Genomic DNA, 1,888 nt, shown 5'->3' on the forward strand with positions numbered 1-1,888 from the left:
TAACCACAGACTTACCATCTCGAAGAAGCGGTTTGATTACTGGGCTTACAATAATGTGATCAAGGTAAGCCACATAATGTAACCGTAGCCAATTGTCGCGGGTAAGAAGCCTAGAAGAATGCGGGCTTTATCGCTAGTCGACTTAGGCTTAGCCATGTGAGGTTTTATAGTTAGCACAATGAAGCCGAAAGGGTTGTACAGTGCTCCAAAGCACGTGGTGTAAATGACCCAGCCGGGTAGTTCTAGGCTAAGCTTTTCATTCAAATAATAGCAGGCTACCAGCAATAGGCACATCAAGATGTAATCAATATGCGCTCGGATAAGCTGGTGGCTAGCAGGAAATAGACGCTTAAGTGCTTTTATATCAGCGTAAAGGATAAAGGAGGCTAACCAAGCCAAGGCAAGAGACAGCAGTAAGGAAAACGCTGCGGTAAGTAATAAATAGTCGGCTACGTTAGTCATTTAGTATTCCTCTGATTAGGTGTCTTATAGTAACTCAGGGAATATGTTTGGAATATACAGTGCTTGGGAAAGACAGTTTCTACCATTAGAAATTGTGACAGGAAAGGGCTCATTGAATAGAGCCCTCTTACTTTTTGTTAGCTTGAGCATTCTTTAGTGATGCGTTCTCGGACAGTATCGAGCAAAGTGTCGTCACGCTCGTATTCGGTGATGAGTTCGTCAAAGGCATCAAAGTTATCGTCGGTTAAGCCGTACTGGTCTTCAATTTTAATGAGTTCAGCTTCTTTCTTTTGTAGATTATTATGAAACAGTATCTCGGCGCATTGATAGCGTACGCTATAGTCGGCGTACTGTTCTTTGCTCATGAGCGGGTTGGCGAAGCTATTGGGCGAAAAAAGAGTGATAGCGATAGTGGTGCATAGAAAAACATGTGAAGCACTTAACGAGCTGGTTAAGGTACGAATCATTCAGATCTCCGAAGCAGGTTGATAGGGCTAAAAACTCGCGGCGAATTATAGTTAACTATAATTTTTAGTGTGTTAAGTCTTGTTATTTAATGTAAGGCTATGTAGGTTTTAACCGTAATTGTTGCCGATCTGAGGCTTCCTTAAAGGGCGCTGCTTTAACTTCCATATTTGGCAAACTGTGTTTTAGATGCTGAATTCATCAGTATAGGGCTAGCATTTAATAGTGATGATCTCTTATCCTCTGCACTGGAAAATAATACAAACAAAATGATGACCTGAATAAACGCCCTGGGAGACAGATTCGTGACCACACTACTTATTGGACTGATTATTTTTATCGGTATTCATCTTTTACCTACCTTGCCCGAATTGCGACAAAAATATATCGATAAACTTGGAGAACTGCCCTACAAAGGCATATTTGCGGTGATTTCTATAGCAGGTTTTGCTCTGATTATTATGGGTAAGGCCGATGCTCCGTTTATTTCTATTTGGCAACCACCACAGTTTTTGTCACACCTGACCAAGCTTCTGATGCTGCCTGCATTTATTTTGCTTGTTGCGGCCTATATCCCTTCCAACATTAAACGTAGAGTTCGTCACCCAATGTTAGCTGGCGTAAAATTGTGGGCTTTGGGGCACCTGTTAATCAATGGTGATGCGGCTTCAATTCTGTTATTTGGTGGTTTTCTTGCCTATGCTGTAATAGATATGATTCGTGCGAACAAACGGTCAGAATGGGTCAAGCCGGAACCTAAGCCAGCCTATATGACATTTGTTGTTATAGGTGTCGGCGTGATCGCCTATGGTGCTGTCGCGATGCACCATATGCAATTGTTTGGCGTGCCGCTTTTCTAGGTACGTTACGTTTCTTTAGCGAAAGTCTTTTATAGTGTGATTTTGCGGCAAAGCTATCCCTAAGTTGAGGTGGTAAATATGGCGACGTTTGTATTCTTTGT

The 1,888-nt window shown here is 42.1% G+C and carries 3 protein-coding genes; 1 reads left to right on the top strand and 2 read right to left on the bottom strand.

Annotated elements, in window-relative coordinates:
* Nucleotides 1–45: 45 nt before the first annotated feature.
* Both A3735_RS03175 and A3735_RS03180 read right to left on the bottom strand, forming a co-directional pair.
* Nucleotides 46–462 (bottom strand): hypothetical protein, encoded by a 417-nt coding sequence (locus A3735_RS03175; RefSeq protein ID WP_068514614.1) that lies wholly within the window; start codon nt 460–462, stop codon nt 46–48.
* Between the two features lie 137 nt (nt 463–599).
* Nucleotides 600–929 (bottom strand): hypothetical protein, encoded by a 330-nt coding sequence (locus tag A3735_RS03180; RefSeq protein WP_068509717.1) that lies wholly within the window; start codon nt 927–929, stop codon nt 600–602.
* A gap of 303 nt (nt 930–1,232) precedes the next feature.
* Between A3735_RS03180 and A3735_RS03185 the strand changes: the two genes are divergently transcribed.
* Nucleotides 1,233–1,787 carry an NnrU family protein gene (locus A3735_RS03185; protein WP_068514618.1) on the top strand — a complete coding sequence of 185 codons (555 nt, stop codon included), beginning with the start codon at nt 1,233–1,235 and terminating at the stop codon, nt 1,785–1,787.
* Nucleotides 1,788–1,888: the final 101 nt, after the last annotated feature.

Source organism: Oleiphilus sp. HI0061 (assembly GCF_001635675.1).

Bases quoted from the DNA above. Each gene is read 5' to 3' on its own strand.
- A3735_RS03175 (WP_068514614.1), bottom strand. From the start codon at position 462: ATGACTAACGTAGCCGACTATTTATTACTTACCGCAGCGTTTTCCTTA.
- A3735_RS03180 (WP_068509717.1), bottom strand. From the start codon at position 929: ATGATTCGTACCTTAACCAGCTCGTTAAGTGCTTCACATGTTTTTCTA.